Raw genomic sequence first — 20,087 nt, 5'->3', positions numbered from 1 at the left:
GTCGGACGGGTCCGGATCGAAACACACTGTGGAATGGTCGTGCACCGCTCGGGTTTCTCAGCGCCGCTGGGCGGCGTCCAGGCTTCCCAGCAGGACCGCGCTCTTCACGCCGCCGATCTGGTAGGTGAAATTCAGCGCGTAATGGAAGTCGAGAGAACGGGTGCGCACTCCAGGGACCGGATCGAATATGAGACCGTCGGCCGGCTGCTCACAATTCGCCGTAGGACATACCTCGCCCCGTTCCATCATGAGGAGGGTCAGCGCCACCCCGAGGCATCCGGCCGGGGCTCCGTTGTGGCCGAAACAGCCTTCCTGGGACGTCATGAGCAGTCCGGCCGCGGCCGGGCCGTACAGGTTCCTGACCGCATTGACTTCAAAGGCGGTGACGACTGCGTCACCGTCGCTGCCGCCGTGAATGTAGGGCACCTGTTCGATGGTCCACCGGTCCCCGAGGCAGGCACGGACGGCGGCCACGAGTCCCATTCCGCTCTCGTCGCTCGCCAGTGGGTTGGCGAGCCCGTCGCGGGTCGTGGCTTGTGAAAGGATCTGGCCGTACGCGTGGGCGCCACGCCGATGTGCGTGCTCCCGGCTTTCCAGGATCAAAGTCACAGAACCCTCGCCGTAGTTCACGCAGTCCGCACGCTGGTCATACGGCCGCATAAGGCGGTCGAACGACGGCAGGAGCGCGGGTTTGCCGGTCGATCGGATGGACGCGTTCGCTTGCTGAGCCACACGTAAGAGACGCTGTGCGTTCCGGACCAGACCGACGTTGAAAACATCGACGCCGGTCACCACCGCAATGTCCACCACGCCTTCGGCAATCATGTGGCGGGCATTTCCGAGCTGGACGGCGGACGACGCACAACCGCAGGACACCGTGTAGCAAGGACCGGTGGAACGGGTCACCGCTCCCTGCACCAGGGCGACATCGGATGGAGAAACCGCCAGTTCGGTGCCGATGAAAAGATCCATCGCCTCCAGGGCGCTGATCGTTTGAGGGTTGGCCCGGAGGACCGCCTGGTAGCTGCCTACCTGGGCATCCACTCCGCCCCGCCCGGCCAGAATCGCCGCGGCTGTCAGGTCCCCCGTGTACGGGTTCAACTCGGCATCCCTGCACGCCTCTGAGAGTGAGACGAGGCCGAACCGATGCGCGGCGGTGAAGTGCCGGGCGAAAACCCCCGGGAATTCGGGCAGACGTTCCTCGAACATGGCGTCCGACAGGTGCACCGGTCCGTGATAGACGCCGTCACGTAAGAGGCATGAACGTCCGTGCGAAGCGATGTCCCAGACTTCCTCCGCGGTGAAAACGGGCCGGCCCTCACCCGGCAGGCAGAACCCCATGCCGGTAACCACGGCATCCCGTGTGCTCGCTCCCGCATTTCCTTGAGTCGCCGTGGCTCGACCGCTCATGTCACACCTCCGCATGCTGGGACGGCATGGCTGTGCACCACACCACTGTCAGGGACTGGGCCGGGTCCGAGACCCGGAATGTCGGGCCCACTGGTGAGCAGCCCGGCTCGCAGCCGAGATCTGCTCGGGCACAACTGATGCCTTGTCGGCGCGCGATGAGGGGCCCGGGAGTTACCCGCCGGCGCCGACAGCCTGAATAGGGCCGACTACAGGTTCATCCTGTAAGGCTGTCCTTACCTTAGGACGTGACAGGCAGTTACCGTTCGGTCGGTGCCACGGCGCTCGAAGCACTGAATAACGGAAAACGTGCGCCTGAACTACACCGGCGTAATCCGCCTTCCCGAGGTCTGGGTTCGACGGCCAAGAGCGTCGGATTTCTCGGCGTTCCGCCCGAACGCAAGTGCCGGGCACACGCGCTCGGGCGCAGCGGGCAGGCACTGGAGCCTGGGAAGGGTCGCCGCAAAACCGCATTCGTGATCCGACACGACGGCTCACCCTGCCGCTCCCTGATGCTGACCGGCTTTGTGGTGAACGGGGAGTTCGAGCCTTGGCGGTTGGGCGATGCCCGTCCGGCGTCGCCAAGTTCAATACATCGCTGTCCTCAGGCTTCCGGGGGCACGAGGGCAGTTCCTCGCCAAAGGACGGAGTCCAACTGCCGTACCAGTCACGGCGACAGGGGACTGGGCGGGGTCAATGGACGGGGTATGCCTCCTCCGCTCCGGGCTGTTCGAACTGGGTGCGGTACAGCTCCTCGTAGCGGCCGCCGGCGGCCAGGAGTTCGGTGTGGGTTCCGCGTTGGACGACCTGGCCCTCCTCGACGACCAGGATCAGGTCTGCGGCTCGTACGGTCGAGAGCCGGTGGGCGATCACCACGGCGGTACGGCCCGCAAGTGCCTCCCCAAGGGCCTCCTGGACGGCCGCCTCGGAGGTGGAGTCGAGGTGGGCGGTGGCCTCGTCGAGGATGACGACCCGCTGGCGGGCCAGCAGCAGCCGGGCGATGGTCAGCCGTTGCCGTTCGCCGCCGGAGAGCCGGTAGCCGCGCTCGCCGACGACGGTGTCCAGGCCGTCGGGCAGCGAGGCCACCAGCTCAGCCAGGCGGGAGCGGCGCAGGGCGTCCCAGATGTCGTCCTCGGTGGCATCGGGCCGGGCAAGGAGAAGGTTGGCACGGACGGATTCGTGGAAGAGGTGGCCGTCCTGGGTGACCATGCCTATCGTCTCGCGGATCGAGTCCGAGGTCAGGTCGCGAACGTCGACGCCGTTCAGCCGCACGGAACCGGCGTCGGTGTCGTACAGCCGCGGCATGAGCTGGGCGATTGTGGACTTGCCCGCGCCGGAGGAGCCGACCAGCGCGACCATCCGGCCGGGTTCGGCGCGGAAGGAGACGTCGTGCAGAACCTCTGTGCCGCCGCGGGAGTCGAGAGTGGCGACCTCTTCGAGGGAGGCGAGAGAGACCTTGTCGGCGGAGGGGTAGCCGAAGCGGACCCCGTCGAACTCCACGGACACCGGTCCGTCAGGCACCCGGCGGGCGTCCGGCTTCTCGGCGATCAGTGGTTTCAGGTCGAGGATCTCGAAGACCCGCTCGAAACTGACCAGGGCGCTCATCACCTCGACACGTGCGCCGGCCAGTGCGGTCAGCGGTGCGTAGAGACGGGTGAGGAGCAGGGCGAGGGCGACGACGGCTCCCGGTTCCAGGCTGCCGCGCAGTGCGTAGTAGCCGCCGAGTCCGTATACCAGGGCGAGGGCCAGGGCGGACACCAGGGTGAGGGCGGTGATGAAGACGGACTGGGCCATGGCGGTACGGATGCCGATGTCGCGCACCCGGCGGGCCCGGGCGGCGAATTCGGCGGACTCGTCGGCGGGGCGTCCGAAGAGCTTGACGAGGGTGGCGCCCGGGGCGGAGAACCGCTCGGTCATCTGGGTGCCCATGGCGGCGTTGTGGTTGGCGGCCTCGCGCTGCATCTTGGCCATGCGGGAGCCCATCCGGCGGGCGGGGACGACGAAGACCGGCAGCAGGACGAGGGCGAGCAGGGTGATCTGCCAGGAGATGCTGAGCATCACGGCAAGCGTCATCAGCAGGGTGACGAGGTTGGAAACGACGCCGGAGAGGGTGTTGCTGAAGGCCCGTTGGGCCCCGATGACGTCGTTGTTGAGCCGGCTTACGAGTGCGCCGGTGCGGGTGCGGGTGAAGAACGCGACTGGCATCCGTTGGACGTGGTCGAAGACCGCAGTGCGGAGATCGAGGATCAGCCCCTCGCCGAGAGTGGCCGACAGCCAGCGGGTGAGCAGACCGAGCCCCGCCTCGGCGACGGCGATGACAGCGATCAGCAGCGCGAGCCGGGTGACGATACCGGTCTGCTGGCCTTTGACGATCGCGTCGACGACGCGGCCCGCGAGCACGGGAGTCGCCACGGCGAGCAGGGCGGTGACCACACTGAGCAGCAGGAAGCGGTACAGCTGACGGCGGTGCGGCCGGGCGAAGGAGGCGATGCGGCGCAGGACGGCCCGGGAGAAGGGTCTTTGGTCCTGCTGGGCGTTCATCGCACTGTGCAGCGATGTCCACGCGGTGACTTCCATGTCCATGGGGTGCCTCCGGAATCTGTTGGGCCGACGCGGTTCCCGTCGGCCGACGTGGCCCGGGGCGCACCCAGAACGCTACGACCTAAACCAAGCTTGAGGTCAACCGATTCCCGTAGGTCCTCAGCGGGCCCGTCGGACGGGCATGCTGGTCATGAGAGTTCGGGCCGCAGGATCGGCGGGAAGTCGGCGAGCTGGACCGGGTCGGCGGTGTGGTCGAGCAGGTGCAGTGGCGCGGCGCGCACCCCCGCCGCTTCGAGCGCGTCCCAGTAGGCGCGGGCGAGCGGCGCGTCGACCAGGCCGTGGACCAGCGGCAGTCTGGGCATGGCGGCGTGCAGCAGCGATTCGAGCCGGCAGGAGGCGATCGTGCCGGGTATCCAGGACCGTGCGGTGTATCCGGCCACGGCGGCCGAGGGCAGCCCGTCGGCGATGCGCCGCTCGGCGTCGCCCAAGGCGAGCAGGCCGCCGCCGACGACGAGTACGTCGCGCTGCCGCCGCATCCGGGCGATGGCGCGTGCCGTGTCGAAGCAGTGCGGGAAGGAGTCGTCTACGACGATCGTTCCCGGCCGCAGCCGGTCGATGTCGAGCACCGTTCTGCCGCCGCTGACCGCGGTGACGATGAGGTCTGCCTCGTATACCGCGTTGGGCAGCGCCGGGTCGGATTCAACAGTTTCCGCGGTCGTAGCCAGGGCGCGGGTGCACAGGTTCTCGGCGAGCTCCTTCAGGCGGGGTCCGCTGCCGGCGACATCACACAGCAGTAGCCGAGCAGGCGGCTGTGCAGCGCGGGTGAGGAGCAGTTCGAGGGACGATATGCCGATGGAGCCGAGGCCGACCACGGCGACGGTGAGCCCGCCAAGGTCACGGCGGGTCGCCTTGAGCGCGGCGTGGACGGTCTTGACCACCGACACAGCGGTCGCGGCATGCCCGGTTGTGACGGCGGTCGCCGTGCCCGTCTCCCGCAGGATGCCGAAGCCGTAACCGGTGTGTGCGGGAATCATGCCCGCCAGTGACACGCAGCGGGCGCCGAGCGACGCGGCGTACTCGACAGCACGGGCGGTTTGCCCGCTGAGGGCAGCACCCTCGGCCAGCTCGTCGGCAAACAGCGGCAGGCAGACGAATCCGGAGCGGCCGAGCGGTGTGGTGATCTCCTCGAGGAGGCGGGGACCGGCGTCCGGGAAGAGAAGGGCGCGCAGTTGTTCACGGGGCAGCGCCGACGACGGCATGCCGGCGAGCGTGGCCAGGTGCGCCGGGGCGGGCAGGTAGCCGATGAGAGCCGCGTCCAGCGACTGGCGTGCGGTACGGCGTGGCACCGTCGTGGCGGCTTGGGCGGCTTGGGCGAGTTGGTTCTGCAGGGCGTCGGTGAACGCCGCGAAGGCCGCCTCGGTCAGGGCAGCGGCCGAGGCGCGCAGGGTGACCCGCAGGCTGTCTCCCGTCGGCCGCGCGGTGAGGAACATGTCGGTGCCCACGGGCGGCGGGGCGAGTTCGGTGTCGCTGTCTTCCCAGCTGAGCGTCAGTGTGTCGCTGGTGAGCGGGCCGAGGGCAGTGAAGTCGAGGAAGCTGAAGAAGAACTGGGCGTACGCCGGCAGGCCGCCGCCCGGCCGTGGGCCGTCGGCGCCGTAGGTCCGGGCGTCGGCGACCTCGGCGGCGATGGAGCGCAGATCGTCGACGAAGGCCCGACCGGCCGTGCCGCGGTCTCCGGCGGCCGGGGCGCCGGGCCGAAGCGGCACTGCGGAGGCGAACGGGCCGAACACGCGGTTGGCGTCGGGCAGCGGATGGTCGCGGCCGGTCACGGCGAGGCCGAGGATGAGATCGGCCTGGCCGGTGAGGTCGGCCAGAGCCCGGTAGTACGCGGTGAGGACTGGGGCGTACAGCGTCGTGCGGGCATCGGAGGCGAGCCGGCGCAGCGTACCGACTTGACGGGGGTTCAGCGTGAACCCGGCGGACCTGAACGGCGATACGCCGTTCTCTCCGGTCCGGGCGCGCAGCAACGGCTGCCGGTACGGGGCGTCGAGGCGGTCCTGCCAGGCATCGGCGGCCGGATCCCGGCCGGGCACCGGCGACTGTCGTTCGAGAAGGGCGACGTAGTCGCGGAACGTGGCACGCAGCTGCGGCAGAGCGGCCGACTCGCTGCGGCCGAGACGGTCGTACACGGTGAGCAGTTCCCGGCCGAGAAGCGCCGCGCTGTAGCCGTCGCCTATGAGGTGGTGGGCGTGCACGACGAGCACGTGTTCATCGGGTGCCAGGCCGAGGAGCCGAAGGCGCAGCAGTGGCCAAGCCCATGGCTCGAAGCGCCGCTGCCGTTCCTCGGCGACCCGCTCGGCGAGCAGTTCGGGTGCCGGCAGCCTCTCGAAGTCGACCGGAAGCCGTACGGCGGGCGGGAGTTCCTGTTGGACCGGTGGGCGGATCCCGGCGGGGAAGACGGTACGCAGCATGGGATGACGGGTGAGAAGGACGTCGACCGCACGCTGGAAGCGGTCGGGCTGCAACGGTCCGCGCAGCCGCAGGCAGGCGAGCCATGCGGAGGGGGCGTCCGGTGCGAGGGCGTCGGAGAGCAGGAAACCGCGCTGGGTGGGGGTGAGCGGAAACGGCGACGGGCCCGCGCCCGGGGCGGCTGACGCCGTGATGCCGTCGGGTGGGACGGGGCCGGCCTCGTCCGTGGCCGCCGGCCGGTCGGCGTCGGCTGGGCCGTCGATGCCGGCACCGCCGTCGGCCTCCGTGTTGGCCCCAGGGGCGTCTGCCGTTGCCGTTTCTGCCGCGGCTGTGTCTGCCCCGGCTGTGTCTACCGCGGCGGCGAGGGCCGCGAGCGTGCCGTGCGCGTAGATGACGGTGGGCCTGGGCAGGACAGAGACCTCTCTGCTCAGCCGGGCGAACACCTCAAGGACAAGGAGAGAGTCGCCGCCGAGTGCAAAGAAGTCGTCCTCGCGGCTGATCGCCGGAACATCCAGCAGCTCGGACCAGATCCGGGCCAGGCGACGCTCGGTCGGGGTATCGGGCGGAGTCCGGCAGGCTCCAGGGGGCGCGGGCGCCGGCCCACCCGGGATGGCCCGGGCGGCGTCCGGACCGGACGTGGGCCCTTCGAGTCGGGCGCGGGCGATCTTGCCGGTATCGGTGAGGGGAAGCGCGTCGACGAGATGGATCCGCCCGGGGAGCATGTAGCCCGGCAGGATGCCGGCAAGGTGGGCGCGCAGCGCGGCGGCGTCCGGCGCCGGGCCGCCGGGCCGGGTCTCGACGAAGGCCGCCAGCCGGTCGTCCCGGTGGATCACGGCGGCACGGGCGACGCCGGGGTGCGTGTGCAACACCGCCTCGATCTCGCCGAGTTCCACCCGGTGGCCACGGATCTTCACCTGGTCGTCGAGACGGCCGAGGAACTCCAGAACTCCCTCCGGGCCGCGGCGGGCACGGTCGCCGCTGCGGTACCAGAGCCTCCCGTCGCGCTCGACGAACGCTGCCGCCGTCAGCTCCGGCTCGCCAAGGTAGCCCGGGGTGAGGCCGACCCCGGCGATGAGCAGCTCGCCGGCTTCGCCCGGGGCGCAGCGGTGCCCGCCCGGGGCGACCACCTCGACCTCGATACCGGCGATGGGGCGGCCGATCGGCACCTGCCGGACATCGTCGCCGGGGCGAGCCTCGATGAGGTGGCAGGTCGCGTTGATGGTGGTCTCGGTCGGGCCGTAAAGGTTGGCAATCCGGTGGCCGGTGCCGAACAGGTCGTACCAGCGGCGGACGTGCGCGGCCTGAAGCGCCTCGCCGCCGACGTGGATCCAGCGCATGGCCGACAGGTCCGGCGGCGGTGCGCCGTTCCGGACTCGGTTCTCGGCGGCGGTCAGCAACTGCTCCCACAGGGTCGGCACCGAGCTCCACACGGTGATCCGGCCCTGTTCGACGCGGTCCAGCAGCGCCTGTGGGTCGCGGACCAGGTTGCGGGGCATGGCCACGACCGTGGCACCGACGAGCAGCGGGGCGAGGAGCTGGCGGACCGAGGCGTCGAAGCAGACCGAGGCGGTCTGGGCAAGCCGGTCGTCGGCGCGGTAGCCGAAGGTGGCAATGGCCCAGTCGAGGTAGTTCTCCATCGCCCGGTGTGTGATCGGCACCGCCTTCGGGCGGCCGGTCGAGCCCGATGTGAAGATCACGTAGGCGATGGCATCGGGTTCAACGGGCGGGTGGGAGACAGCCGGGGGAGTCGGTGACGGGTCGTCGACGGCGACCTGGATGGCCCCGTCGAGCGCGTCGGCCACCGTGCGGGTGGCGGCGTGGCAGACGACGGTCAGGGTCCCGGACCGCGTGAGCTGGTTCGCCAGGCGCGCGGTCGGGTGGGTGGCGTCCAGGGGTACCCACCCTGCACCGGACCTGAGGATGCCGACGACACCGACGACGGTGTCGGCGCCCGGCTCGGTGAGCAGGGCGACCAGATCGCCGGCGCCGACGCCGGAGGCACGCAGCCGGGTGGCGAGTTGGGCCGAGGCGCGGTCGAGTTCCGCGTAGGTGAGCGTGGCCTCGCCGGTGTCGACTGCGATCTCGTCGGGGGCCGCGCGGAACTGGGCGCACAGGCGGTCGAGGATCGCGCCCCCTGCCGGCGTCGCCGCTGCCGAGTCCGGCGCTGATGCCACTGTCGAGTCGGGTGTAGCTTCCGGTGCCGAAATCCGTGCCGGCGGCTGGGCGTGCCGGGCGAGCGCGGCGAGTTCGTCGAGGTGTTCGCGGGCCAGGCGCGCCACGGTTGTCCGGGCGAACAGCCGGGTGGGGAAGTTCCAGGAGAAGTGCAGTGTCCGGTCGGTTTCCCAGCACAGCAGGCTGAGTCGGGTGGCGGCGGATGCGGTGCCGGCCGCGGCCGGTCGCACGGTGACCGGGCAGTCGGGGTCACGGGTGGCGGGGAAACGGGCGAAACTGAAGCTCGCCGGGCTCACCGTACGTGGGCCTGCGCCACCGGCGGGAAGGAGCCGGGCGAGGTCGAGGCTGGTGAGCCGGGCGTGCCTCTCGCCGGCCAGCCAGTCTTGCCGCAGCCGCCCCGCCAGTACGTGGACCGGCTCGTCCGGGGAGACCGAGGCGAAGACCGGCAGCGTGTCGGCGAGTGGGCCAACGAGCCTGTCGATGCCGGGCATCCGCGTCTCACGGCGGGCTCGGGCCACGTTGATGGGCACGTTCACGGGGACGCCCGGGGCTGCATCGCCTTGTCCGCTCCACCGTGCCAGACACCGCGCGTACGTGGCGAGCAGCAGGTGGAACAGTGAAACGCCGTGGGCGGCGGCGCATTCCCGCAGCGCCGCGGTGAGCTCCGGATCGGTGACGGCCTGATGCGCGGCGAGAGGCGGGGCGGGAGGCGCGTCCGGATCGCCGTCGTAGGGCAGGGCAAACGGCCGGCCCTGTACGGCCAGCGCATCGCGCCAGTACCGCTGGTCCTCGGCGAATTGTGCCGAGCCGCGTTCCGCGTCCAGGGCGGCCGCGTAGTCGGCGAAGCCCGTCTCGGGCGGTGACAGCGTCGGCGTACGGCCCTGCGAGAAGGAGGTGTAGAGCGACCACAACTCCTCACTGAGGATGTTGAGGCTGAACCCGTCACCGGCGGCGTGATGGATCACGAGGACGAGATGGGCCAGGTCCGCGCTCTGGCGGGCGAGTATCGCGCGTATCGGCGGCTCGGCGGCGAGGTCGAACGGCCGGTTGCACAGCGTCTCTTCGAGGTCCTCCACTGTCCCGCGCAGATCGCGGACCTCGTACCAGGCGGTGATGGGCGCGGGCGGGGCCACGGTCTGCCGGGGGGCCGCGCCGTCGGGCTCGATCCGGATCCGGAGCATCGGGTGCCGTTCGGCGAGCACGGCGAGCGCCTGCCCCAGCAGGCCGGTGTCCAGGGGGCCGCTGATCGTCTGCCGTACGAATCCGTAGGCGGTGACCTGCCGGTGCAGCTGGCCGTTGGTGTGGAAGGCGAGTTGGACCGAAGTAAGGGGCAGCGGCCCGCCGTCGGCGGCCGTTGTCAGTTCCCCCGCGGCCGGCGGTCCTTCGGCGAGTGGGGTCTGGAGGTGGGCGGCCAGCTCGCGGACCGTCTGGTGCTCGAAGAACAGGGTGGTCGGCAGCGGCCGGTCCAGCTCCCGTTCCAGCTTCTTGACGAGGTCGACGGCGGTGAGCGAGTCCAGCCCCATGCCCAGGAACGGCTCGTCGTCGGCGATCTCCTCAGGCGCGCGGTGCAGCGGTGCGGCCAGCAGCCGGCGCAGGATCTGGGAGACGCCGGACCCGATCGCCTCGGGCGCGGGCACCTGGGCGGAGGACGTGAACACCGGAACGGAACCGGCGGCGGCCTGCGCCGTGACGGCCGGTTCCGGGACCGGCGTGGACCGGGCCGGTGCCGGCACCCCGGTCAGGTCGGCGACCAGCAGTTGCGCGGCGTCGACGCCGCACGCGCTGTGCAGCGCCGACAGCGCGGCGTCGGTGGCCAGTGGCGTGCCTCCTCGGGCGGGGACGGCCTGATGCGTGCCCAGCCCGGCGGCCAGACCGGTCCCGGCGATCGCGGCGAAGTTCAGCGCCTGCCACGGCCGCCCGGCCGCCCGTTCGGCGGCGGCGAACGCGTCGAGGAAGGCATTGCCCGCGGCGTAGTCACCGAGTGCGCCGGCCAGACCGGGCAGCACCGACGCGACCGAGGAGAACGCCACGCACACCGTCGGCCGGTGGCCGTGCCGCCGCAGGGCACGGGCGAGCAGATGGCTGCCGCGCACCTTGGCGGCCAGGACTTGGTCCACCTCGTCGTGCGACTTCGACCGCAGCGTTCCGGGTCGTGCCACGCCGGCGGCGTGGAACACCGCGTCCAGGCGAGGCAGGCCCGATATCAGGGCGTCGACGTCGGCCTCGACCGACACATCGGCCACGTGGTACTCCGCCACGGCGCCCAGCGCGTGAAGCTCGGCCAGCAGGCCGGAGGGTGGCTGGGCGGAGCGGCCGCACAGCACCAGCGTCGGCCGGCCGCGGCCGGCCAGGTCGCGGGCGAGCGCGGCACCGACTCCGCCCGCCCCGCCGGTGATCAGGTACACGCCGTCGGCCTGCAGCCGTGGCTCGGTCGGCCGGCCGCTCACCACGGCGACCGGGGTGCGGGTGAGCCGGCGGCCCGCGCGCCACGCGACGGTACCGGCCCCTCCCGGCACCTCCTGCGCGTAGAGCTCGCGTTCGAGTGCGTCGAGACGGGCTGCCGTGGTCTCCAGCGAGGACAGGTCGACGCTACGTGCCCCAAGTCCGGGCAACTCCTCCGGCAGCGCGAGGGTGAGGCCGGTGAGCAGCGCCTGTGCGGGGCGCAGACGCTCGGGGGCGAGGCTCGTGGCGTGCACATCCTCGGTGACGACGAGCAGCCGGGGGCGGGCGCGGCCGAGGAGCGCGAGCAGGTCCTGAAGCGCCGTCACCGCGGCGTGCTGGGCGGCGTCGAGCGCCGCCACGGTGTCAGGACCGGCGGACGATCCTGCGAGCAGGACGGCGGTGTCGGGGAACGCCGCCCCGGCCGGCAAGGCGTCGCCGGCCCGGTACACCGCGACGTCGCGGTCGGTGAGCCGGTCCGCGAGGGCCCGGCTCAGCCCGGAGTCCGGTCCCGCAAGCCACACCGCCCGCGGTCCCTCGCCCGCGGTCAGCGGCGCGTCGTCCCAGGAGAAACGGTGCAGCAGCGGCGTCGTCCCAGGCCGGGGCCAGTACGTCCGGCGCTGGTAGGGGTAGGTCGGCACGGCGACGCGTGTCCGCCCGGCGTCCAGTGCCGCGTGGTTCAGGCCCGCGCCGCGCTTCCACAGCCGCCCCACCGTCTCCAGCAGGGCCCGTCCGCTGTCGGCGTTGTCCGCCTCTGCCGCCACCGCCGTCGCGAAGACGTCGGCACGTCCCTCGCGCGCTCGTGCCGCGGAGCGGACCAGGCCCGGAAACGTGGTGCCGGGGCCGAGTTCGACGAAGGTGTCGTACCCGTGGTCGAGGAGGTTCTCGACTGCGGCACCGAAGCGTACCGGCCGGATGGCGTGTTCTTGCAGATACGCCGGGTCCAGCGCCGGCTGCCACTGAGCGGTGACCGTACTCATCAGCGGTATCACCGGGGGACTGAACGCGAGAGCGTCGGCCGTTGCGGTGAGAGGGCCGAGAGCCGGGCGCATCATCGGTGAGTGGAAGGCGCGGGAAACCTCCAGCCGGCGCACCGGGATACCGTCCGCCGACAGCGCGGCGACGGCCTGGTCGACCACGTCCGGGGCGCCCGCAATCACCACCTGGGCGGGGCCGTTCACCGCGGCCACGCACAGCGCGCCGCCCGAGGAGGCCACCAGCTCGGCGACGGCCTCCTCCCCGCCATGTACCGCGGCCATCGCTCCCGGCGCGGTCAGTTCCCCCATCAGGCGCCCGCGTTCGGCTGCGAACCGTACGGCGTCGGCGAGCGTGAGCGCGCCGGCGACGCAGCCCGCGGCGATCTCGCCGACGCTGTGCCCGGCGACCGCGTCCGGCCGCACGCCCCACGCCTGGAGCTGGCGGGCGAGGGCGACACCGAACGCGACCAGCAGAGGCTGGGCGACCTGTGTACGGGCGAGCGCGGCGGGGGAGACATCGGGATCGAGGCACCATGCCGCCAGGCTGCGCCCGTCCACCGGCCCGGTGAGCGCGGACGCTTCCTCTAGGACCTGCCGGAACACCGGTGCCGCCGCGTGCAGAGCGCGGCCCTGCCCCGGTCGCTGAGCGCCCTGCCCCGGCAGGAGGAACACCAGCCTGGGCCGTGACCGGGTCACGCTGCCGGCAGGCCCCGCAGCCAGCCGCTCCGCGAGATCGCCGTCTGCCACCACGGCGAGGCGGTGCGGGCCGTCGTCCCGGGCAGCTCGGACACCGGCGCAGACGTCGCCCTCGTCGAGCTCCGGATGGGCCCGCAGATGCGCCGCGAGGTCGGACACGGCGGCGCGTAGCGCCGGGGCGCTGCGCGCCGACAGGGTAAGCAGGTGCGGGCCGTTGCCCGTCGGCGCGGGCCGGCGGATGGGCCGCGGCGGGGCCTGCTCGAGGATGGCGTGCGCGTTGGTGCCGCCGAAGCCGAACGCGTTGATCCCGGCCACCAGCGGACCGGCCTCCCAGTCGCGGTGTTCGGTGACCACCGTGAATCCTGCTTCGGCCAGGCCGAGTTCGGGCGACAGTGGTGTGTGGTGCAGCGACGCGGGAAGCCGGCGGTGCGTCAGTGCCAGCACGACCTTGACCAGGCTCGGCATGCCGGCTGCGTTGAGCAGATGCCCGAGGTTGGTCTTCACCGATCCCAGCAGGCGGGGCCGCCCGTCGGCGCGCGGCGGGAAGGCGTGGGCGAGCGACTTCACCTCGACGGGGTCGCCGATGGCGGTACCGGTGCCGTGGGCCTCCACGTACGACACCGCGTCGGGGTCGACGCCCGCGTCACGGTAGGCCTGCGCGATGACCTCCCGCTGCCGCAACGGGTTCGGCGCCATCAGGCTCAGCGACCGGCCGTCGTTGTTCACCGCCGTGCCGCGCAGCAGCGCGAGAACCGGATCGTCGGCGCGTTGCGCGTCCTCCAGACGAGCCAGCACGATCGCCGCGCCACCCTCGCCGGGGACGAATCCGTCCGCCGCGGCGCTGAAGGTATGGCAGCGTCCGGTGGGCGACAGTGCCTGGGCCGCTTCCAGTAGCCGGTACCCGGTCGACGTGAGGTTGAGGTTGACCCCGCCGACGACGGCGACGTCGCATTCGCCGGCCAGGAGACTGCGGCGGGCCAGGTGCAGCGCGACGAGTGCCGAGGAGCAGGCCGTGTCGACGGCGAGTGCCGGTCCGCTCAGGTCCAGGTGGTGCGCCACCCGGGCGGCGACGAGGTTGGGCAGGTTGCCGACCAGCGCGGCCCCGGGCAGTGGGGAATCGCCGTGGGCGGCCCTGCCGAGCACCTCCCGGTACCCGCTCTCGCCGACCGCGGCGAAGACGCCGACCCGACGGCCGTGCCGCCGGGGCCCCGCATAGCCGGCGCGCTCCAAAGCCTCGTGCGCGAGCTCGAGAAAGAGCCGCGCCTGCGGGTCGGTCGCCCGGGCCTCTTCTTCGTTGACGCCGAAGTACTCGGCGTCAAAGCCTGCCGGGTCGGCGAGGAACGAACCCCACCGGGCGACGGTGCCCGCTGGTGTCGCCCATCGGGTCGCCGGCACGCCCGTCACGGCGTCGTGGCCCGCCGCGAGCTGGGTCCAGAAGGCATCCGGAGTATCGGCACCCGGGAACCGGCATGCCATCCCGACGATGGCGATGGGGGCCGCGCCGTCGTCGCTCGCGGTGCCGGACACGGCCCTGCGCGGGGCCGTGCGCCGCGCAGGTGAGGGCGGCTCACCGCTCACCGCGAGCACGTGCTCGGTGAGGGCGGCAACCGTGTCACAGTCGTGCAGTGCGGCCGGCCGCAGGGTGATGCCGAACGCGTCCTCCACGGCGGCGAGTACCTCCATCGCCCTGAGCGACGAACCACCGAGAGCGAGAAACCGGTCGTGCCGGCCGATCTCGGCTTCGGGCAGGCCCAGCACCCGTGCCCAGATGCCGAGGACGGTGCCTTCGATGTCCCGGCGAGACAGGGGTGCAACACGCCCGCGGCGGGTGGACACGCGTGGCGGTTCCACCGCCGACGCGCTCTTCCTGGGCGCGGCGGGCGTTTCACGGGCTGCCGCCCGGCGCGCCTCGACGTCCGCATACCTCCCGGCCTCGAAGCGGGTCCGCATCAGGGACCGCCGGACCTTGCCGCTCGTCGTACGGGGAAACGCGCCCGGAGGCAACGCCAACACCCGCACATCGTCATGGGCCAGCGCCTCACCCACCCGTGCCGCAACCTGGTCGAGTACGCCGGTCACCGTCTCGAGCGGCGGCCTGGCCCACTGCACGAAGACCACGACCCGTTCTGCTCCGCTCGCCGGGTTGGTGGAGCCGACCACCGCGATCCGCCCCGGCGGGAGCCCGGGGGTGCCCGCGGCCACCTCTTCGAGGTCCAGGGCGTGGAAGGTGCGGCCGTTGACGAAGACAACGTCCTTGTGGCGGCCGGTCACGCACAGCCGTCCGTCGCGAAGGAACCCCATGTCGCCGGTGCGTAGCCACCCTTCGACGAACGTGGCGGCAGTCGCCTCCGGGGAGCGGTGGTAGCCGCGCGCCAACTGCGGGCCGCCGACTTCGATGTGCCCCACCCGCCCGTCGCCCAGCGGATTCCTTTCGCCGTCGACGACGCGCACGGAACAGCCCGCCATGGGACGGCCGACGTCCATCAACTCCACGGCGGCCGGGCCAGGCACGGCGTCCACCGCCCGGCCGCGGCTCAGCGCCGCCCGGTCCAGCACCAGTGGTGCCGCCACTTCCCCCAGCGGCGGGAAGGTGACCGCCAACGTCGCCTCGGCAAGGCCGTAGACCGGTTGCAGCGCCCGGGCGTCGAGCCCCGCGGGGCTCGTCTTGCGCAGGAACTCCCGCCACACCGTCGGGGCGATCGGCTCGGCGCCCACCAGCACCAGCCGTACGCTGCTGAGGTCGAGCCGTGCGAGGGCCTCGTCCGCAACCCGCCGCGAGACCAGGGCCAGCGCGAAGTTCGCCGCCGAGAGCAGCGTTGCCCGGTGCCGCGCTGCCGCCTCGAACCACAGCACCGGCCGTTTGGCGAAGGACAGCGGCCCCAGCTTCACCTGCTTGAGCCGCGCAGCGAGCGGCGCCAGATGGGTGCCGATGAGCCCCATGTCGTGGAAGTACGGCATCCAGCTCGCCACCACGTCGCCCGGAGTGAGGGCTGCCGCGAGGTGGATCTGCTCCAGGTTGGCGAGCACGCCGGCATGCGTCAGCTCGACGCCCTTGGGTGCCCCGGTGCTGCCCGAGGAGAACTGGAGGAACGCCACGTCCTGCGGAGCTGCGGCCGACAGCCGAGCCGGCGCGCGGCCGTCACGCAGCGCTGCCAGCCGCAGTGGACGTACGGAGTCGGGCAGCGCGGCGAGCAACTGCGCGGTGGTCTCGTCGACGACGACCGGCGGCCGGTCGAGCAACTCCCACACGGACAGCACCCGCTGCGCCTCGGGCGCCAGCGGCACCGGTATCAGCCCGGCTGCTATCGCACCCCAGAACATCGGCTGGAAGTCGTCGCTCCGGTCGGCGAGCAGCAGCACATGGGTGCCCGGCTCCATGCCTGCGTCACGATAACCGCCGGCGACTCGCATCGACTCGTTTCGCAGCTCGCCGAAGGTGACGACCCGCTCGCTGCCGTCATCGCGTACGTGCACGATGACTTGCTCGGGCGCATGCTCGGCCGCGTCCGACAGCACATCCAGCAGCGTCGTCCAGCCGTTCGAACCACCCAGCACCCAAGCCACCCCCGTCAACTCGTGATTTGCCACGGACCTCGGCATCGTCCCCGATGACTAGATGATCCACTACTCCTGCGGTCCAGGTCAGCTGCATCCTCGGGAACCGGCGACACAACAGCCATGGCGTGGCGGTGTGCAGGGGACAGCGGCGTCAGTGCACGACGGCGTCGGCTGTGAGCGCTGGGATGCGCGGCGGGTGCGCTGAGCCCTCGCCCTCCGCTCGGCAGGGGAGTAGTCAGCGGATGATCGGGGACACCGGAGGGGGAGTGCTGCAAAGGGCATGTACGGCTGACTGCGCTGCCCGCTCCACGGCGGAGATGCCGCGAGACATGCTCCGGCTGCCGTGAGAGAGGATCACGAGGTAGAACGTGATCCCGTGTGCCTTGACTCGCCCCATGCTGTTGATCGCCCAGCGTTGGGAGTGCGAGCGCTGCACCCAGCCGTTCTTGAGTTGCCAACGGCTGCCCGCCGCGGACACTCCCCAGTCCTGGTCGGCGTCGACCCGGCCCATGAGGGTCTGGATCAGGTGGCGTGAGGCTCTATTGAGCGGTGAAGGGTCGGCGAACACGGCGGTCAGCAGGGCCAGTTGGTCTGCCGCGGTGGTGCGGGTGAGGCCCCAGTGGGTACCTGGTCCTGCTTGGGTGGAGGTCAGCCCCAGGGTCTTGTTGGCGTCAGTGAGTCCTGGGCCGCCGCCGATACGCCGCCACAGGGCACCTGCGGAGTCGTTGTCGCTGCTCTGGATCATTGAAGCGGCGGTCGATTTCTCCCACCGGGTGAGTGACCGTCTCTCGCGCTGGGCATGCAGCAGCAGGGCCGCCAGAATATTCACCTTCGCCAGGCTCGCGGTGATGTGCACTCGTGAGCCGTACACCGCCCGCCGGCCGTTCCTGGGCTCCAGAACGGCGACCGACACCCGGGTGCCGTTCCGTGTTCGGATCTGTTCGAGGGAACGGGCGAGCACGCTGTTCACATCCGTCGGGGCCGGCGCCCGCGTCCCGGGGCTGCCTGCCGGCGCTTGGGCCGGCTTGCTGTTCCCTGACGGCAAACGTGTCTGGTTCTGTGCCGGGGGGCGTTCGCCCCGGTCACCGGTTCCGTTGTGACCGGCAGCGAAGCAGCCCGTGAGCAGCATGCCCGCTGCTGAGCATGCCAGCGCCCGCTGTATCCGCTCCCGACGCGCGCAGGCCTTGTCGTCTCCGCTCGGGTCGGGCAGGACAGACTCGTGCCCCATCCCGTGGGGCGGACAGGCAGCGTGATTCGGATTCATCGCGAACCTCAATCGCACAAGCGGGCGGCAGCCGGAACGGAAAGCATGCCCATAGTCTTTGCCGGGGTGAGGCGCGCCGCATCCCGGGGAGGTTTCCCCCGAAAGGTGCAACGCGCGCACCGTAGACGCCAACTGACGGCCCCTTGGGAACGAAGCGAAGGCCCGTCTCTCCCGGCCCTGTGCGCCTGCCCCGCGCCATCTGCCCCCGCGCCGTTATGTCGTGCGACCCCGCCCGCTGGTCCCGGGTGCCGTGGCCTTCCACGCCACTCTTGCCGGTGAGCGCCTCGCGGCGTTTGGGGGAGTTGGGCGGCGTGGCTGCGGGTGTCATCGAGATTGGTCTGGGCGTGGAGTACGTCGGCTGTCAGGTGCGGGTGAGGGTTGTCGTGCAGGCGGGCAGGCCATGCCGCGCCTTGGGCCGTAGCGGTGCAGGGGGGCGCGCACAGGATGCGGGAGGGTCCGACGGGGCTACGCGACAGAGCGGCCGAGCGGCGCGGACACCCGTGAGGACCACCCGAGCCGGCGGCGCCCGGCGGCTGCGGGTTCTGTGGGGAACTTCCACGCCTCGACGCGGTACCTCCACACGGTGCGAGTCGCGTATCAGCAGGTCAGAGAATTTCGTCGGTTCCCCATGGGACTGCACCGGAGGGACTCCACGATCCAGATGGCGGGGTCTGTGCGTACAGCAGGGTGGCGGCCAGCCTCACCCCCCGTAGGGCGGGGTGGTCACCACCCGCCCTCTTCCTCTGCGGGGGGCATGGGGGCGCCGAGCTCGACGCCGCAGTTGCCGGGGCGACCGGCCGGATCAGCGACTACCGTCGAAAAGGGGCTTGAAACCTCAATCCATCTGACTGCTCAGGGATTGCGCTTATGACTTCCACCTCCAGGACGCCCACTCCTCCCGCTACCGTCCGCGACGCCCCCTCCCCACACGCCTACGACGTCGGGCTTCTGCCGCTGCGCCTCGTGCTCGGCCTGACGATGGCCGCACACGGCGCACAGAAGCTGTTCGGCTGGTTCGGCGGTCCAGGCATCCACCGCACCGGACAGGCCTTCGAACTGAGCGGCTATCCGCACGGCGAAGCGATGGCCCTCCTGTCCGGTCTCAGCGAGACACTCGGCGGCCTCGGTCTGGTCCTCGGCCTGCTCACACCACTGGCCGGCGCTGCGATCGTGGGAACCATGATCAATGTCATCGCCGTGAAGTGGGGCGGCGGCTTCTTCGCCCCTCAGGGTCTCGAGTACGAAGTACTGATCTTGGCCGCCGCGGCGACCCTCACCCTCACCGGCCCCGGCCGCTACGCCCTCGACCACTTCATCCCGGGGCTGCGCGCGCACCGGCTGGTCTACGGCGCCGCCGCGCTTGTGCTGGCAGCGGTGGCGGCCGCCGTCGTCCTCGTGATTCGCGGCTGATCCGCGCCTCATCTGCGGCTGGCAGGCGACCTCAGCCGGTCGCGGGAGCACCAGCAGGTGATCAACGAGGTCCAAGGCTGCCGGCCTGCGCTGCCCGTGTGGCTCGAGGTCGGCGGCTCCATCATGCGCGGTCCTCGTGCACGGGTTCGGTGCTGCCTGCGCGCGCCGCCTCGAGCTGAGCGGCGAACGCGAGGCCGAGGAACAGGGCGATCCCGGTGACATTCGCCCACAGGAGAAGCGCGACGAACGCTGTCAGAGGACCGTAGACGGCACCGAACGAGCCGCTGCGTTCGACGTAGAGCGCCAACAGCCAGGTCGCGGCGACCCAGAGGGCCAGGTGAACGGCCGATCCGAAGGCCAGCCAGGTGTACCCCGGTTGGACACGGCGCGGTGACCACCGGAAGAGGACGGTCGACGCCACCCAGGCCATGGTGATGCCGACGGGTACCTGCAGCCAGTGCCACCACCCGGGCAGCGTGCCGCCGCCGAACGAGTCCACCGCGGCTCCGGCGACCGTGTCGCCGGCAACCAGCACAAGGAATCCGAGCGCCATGGGCGCCCCCGCCGTGGCTGAGAGCAGCAGGCTCCTGCCGTACTTGGCGGCGAAAGGACGGTCCCGCTCGACGCCGTAGATGCGGTTGGTGCCGCGCTCGATCTGGGCTATGGCCGACACCAGACTGAGCACGGCAAATCCCAGACCGAGCCACATCGCGACGGCGCCCGCAGCGTTCGTGCCGGCGCTACGGCGCCCCTCCGCGAGGGCGTCCTCGATCAGTTGGGAGCTGGCGCCGGGTGCGATCCGCGTGAGCGTGAGTTCGACGGCGTGGCCGACGCTCTCGGTGTGGAGGGTCGTCGCCAGGCCGACCAGGGCGATCGTGAAAGGCACGACGGCAAGTGCCACCTGGAACGCCAGCGCACGGGAGTGGCTGAAGCCGTCGGCGTACCGAAAGCGAAGAAAGGAATCGACGAGCAGCTGCCGCCCGCCGTACTGTCGCAGCGCCGCCCATGCCTCGTCCCCGGAGAGTTCCTCCCCGGCCATGTCCCGCGTCTGCGGGACATGCTTTGCGCTGCCCATTCGTCTCCGTCCTCGTTTCTGCCGACCGCCGCTGACGCAGGCCAGGAGCTCCCGGGCCACCCTGCCCGCGAGGCGCTCGATT

General features: G+C 71.4%; 6 protein-coding genes. 1 reads left to right on the top strand and 5 read right to left on the bottom strand.

Annotation, left to right across the window (positions count from 1 at the left end; translation table 11 throughout):
- Positions 1–57: 57 nt before the first annotated feature.
- From ACFYWY_RS31890 to ACFYWY_RS31875, 4 genes are all read right to left on the bottom strand, one after another.
- Complete coding sequence (locus ACFYWY_RS31890) at positions 58–1,410, bottom strand: beta-ketoacyl synthase N-terminal-like domain-containing protein (RefSeq protein ID WP_389192848.1); 1,353 nt, start codon at positions 1,408–1,410, stop codon at positions 58–60.
- A gap of 690 nt (positions 1,411–2,100) precedes the next feature.
- The gene (locus ACFYWY_RS31885; protein WP_389192845.1) at positions 2,101–3,990 is read right to left on the bottom strand and encodes an ABC transporter ATP-binding protein; all 1,890 of its coding nucleotides are present in this window, start codon (positions 3,988–3,990) and stop codon (positions 2,101–2,103) included.
- Between the two features lie 146 nt (positions 3,991–4,136).
- Positions 4,137–16,286, bottom strand: a complete 12,150-nt coding sequence (locus ACFYWY_RS31880; RefSeq protein ID WP_389192842.1) for an amino acid adenylation domain-containing protein — start codon at positions 16,284–16,286, stop codon at positions 4,137–4,139.
- Positions 16,287–16,491: 205 nt separating this feature from the next.
- Positions 16,492–17,217: a serine hydrolase gene (locus ACFYWY_RS31875; RefSeq protein ID WP_389192840.1), complete on the bottom strand. Its 726-nt coding sequence runs from the start codon at positions 17,215–17,217 to the stop codon at positions 16,492–16,494.
- Positions 17,218–18,387: 1,170 nt separating this feature from the next.
- Between ACFYWY_RS31875 and ACFYWY_RS31870 the strand changes: the two genes are divergently transcribed.
- Positions 18,388–18,930, top strand: a complete 543-nt coding sequence (locus tag ACFYWY_RS31870) for a DoxX family protein (RefSeq protein ID WP_389192838.1) — start codon at positions 18,388–18,390, stop codon at positions 18,928–18,930.
- A 121-nt stretch (positions 18,931–19,051) separates the two neighbouring features.
- On the opposite strand, the gene ACFYWY_RS31865 is transcribed toward ACFYWY_RS31870, so the two are convergent.
- A complete protein-coding gene (locus ACFYWY_RS31865; RefSeq protein WP_389192954.1) occupies positions 19,052–20,005 on the bottom strand; it encodes a YihY/virulence factor BrkB family protein in 954 nt (317 codons plus the stop codon).
- Positions 20,006–20,087: the final 82 nt, after the last annotated feature.

The sequence above is a fragment of the Streptomyces sp. NPDC002870 genome (genome assembly GCF_042888505.1).
GTDB lineage: Bacteria > Actinomycetota > Actinomycetes > Streptomycetales > Streptomycetaceae > Streptomyces.
Note: the sequence above shows the minus strand (reverse complement) of the source record. Positions and strands in the feature narration are given on the sequence as shown.